The 1,190-nt window shown below is 45.9% G+C and carries 4 protein-coding genes; 2 read left to right on the top strand and 2 right to left on the bottom strand.

The features are described from left to right. Together A3750_RS27360 and A3750_RS17785 are read right to left on the bottom strand one after the other, a co-directional pair. Positions 1 to 273: GFA family protein (locus A3750_RS27360; RefSeq protein ID WP_197475124.1), on the bottom strand; the 273-nt coding region annotated here is incomplete at its 3' end. A gap of 97 nt (positions 274 to 370) precedes the next feature. Further along, on the bottom strand, positions 371 to 730 hold the full coding sequence (locus A3750_RS17785) for a VOC family protein (protein ID WP_068548533.1): 360 nt from the start codon (positions 728 to 730) through the stop codon (positions 371 to 373). A 102-nt stretch (positions 731 to 832) separates the two neighbouring features. On the opposite strand from A3750_RS17785, the gene A3750_RS17790 reads away from it, so the two are divergent. Both A3750_RS17790 and A3750_RS25050 read left to right on the top strand, forming a co-directional pair. Continuing rightward, positions 833 to 1,084 (top strand): type II toxin-antitoxin system Phd/YefM family antitoxin, encoded by a 252-nt coding sequence (locus tag A3750_RS17790; protein WP_068458109.1) that lies wholly within the window; start codon positions 833 to 835, stop codon positions 1,082 to 1,084. Continuing rightward, the coding region (locus A3750_RS25050) for a type II toxin-antitoxin system YoeB family toxin (protein ID WP_197475125.1) at positions 1,081 to 1,190 on the top strand (110 nt) is incomplete at its 3' end. The genes A3750_RS17790 and A3750_RS25050, both read left to right, overlap by 4 nt.

Raw genomic sequence — 1,190 nt, forward strand, 5'->3', positions numbered from 1 at the left:
ACCTGGCCATTTGCTAGAGCGAAAGAACATGCGTGTGCCGCAGTCCGTACAAAATCCCCGTTCTGATTCTTGGGATGATTGGTACCACCGTAGTGAAGCGCTGCCGGCATCTACCGTAAAGTGCGCGCTCTTTACACCAACCCACGTGACGGCAGATGCTCCATGCGCCTGTCGGCAAGACGCACAAACGCAATCGGCCACGAACAGCGCAGGCCCGGTGAAAGAGAATTGCACCACGCCACACATGCATGATNCTTGATATGGCTTGTTCATGTCCGATAACTCCTGCTTCAAGTATGCACAACATGTTTGGGTTTAAACTGAACTGTGCTTTTGCGGCTCATCTTCCAGATAACCATGCCTTGATTTGCTATGCGTCCGTATCAGACCAAACCGCTAATTCATTGCCGCTGGGCTCAATGAAATGAAAACGCTTGCCACCGGGAAAAGCAAAAATGGGCTTAGAAATTACGCCGCCCGCCAATTGAATCTTGCGTAAGGTTTGCTGCAAGTCGGAACTGTAAAATACCACTAAAGCTGCACCGTTTTCTGGTATCGGTTTGCTGTCAGCCTTATAGAAACCGCCATCCAACCCTTGCCCAGAAAAAGCTGTGTAGTCAGAGCCAAAGTCCTCAAACGTCCAGTTGAATACCTCGTAGAAGAAGTTCTTTGTGGCGTTCAGGTTCACAGCTGGAAATTCAACATAGTTTATCTTCTCATGCTCGTTCATGATGTTTCCTCGGAATAGCGCAACTTGTTGGCGATGGTTGATAAACTGGTTATGCGGGCTTACAATGCGTACATATTTACGTACATGTACAGGAGATGATTTATGGAGAGCATAAGCTACACAGCTGCCAGAAGCAACCTTGCTAAAACAATGGAGCAAGTTTGTGATGACCACGCACCAATTGCAATTACCCGCAAGGGAGAAGGCGCCGTAGTTATGATTTCTATGGATGACTACCAAGCGCTTGAAGAAACAGCCTACTTGTTGCGAAGCCCCAAAAACACTAAACGACTGATTGAATCTATTGCTGAACTCGAAGCTGGGAAAGGCCAAGAAAAGGAATTGATTGAGTGAAGCTAATTTTTGCAGAAAAAGCATGGGAAGATTATCTATACTGGCAGAAAACAGATAAGAAGATATTGAAACGAATTAATACGCTTATTAATGAAATTAAGCGAGA

The organism is Oleiphilus sp. HI0079 (genome assembly GCF_001635105.1).

What these genes read in the sequence shown, in the direction of transcription:
- A3750_RS17785 (WP_068548533.1), bottom strand. Translation starts at nt 730, where the DNA reads ATGAACGAGCATGAGAAGATAAACTATGTTGAATTTCCAGCTGTGAAC.
- A3750_RS17790 (WP_068458109.1), top strand. Translation starts at nt 833, where the DNA reads ATGGAGAGCATAAGCTACACAGCTGCCAGAAGCAACCTTGCTAAAACA.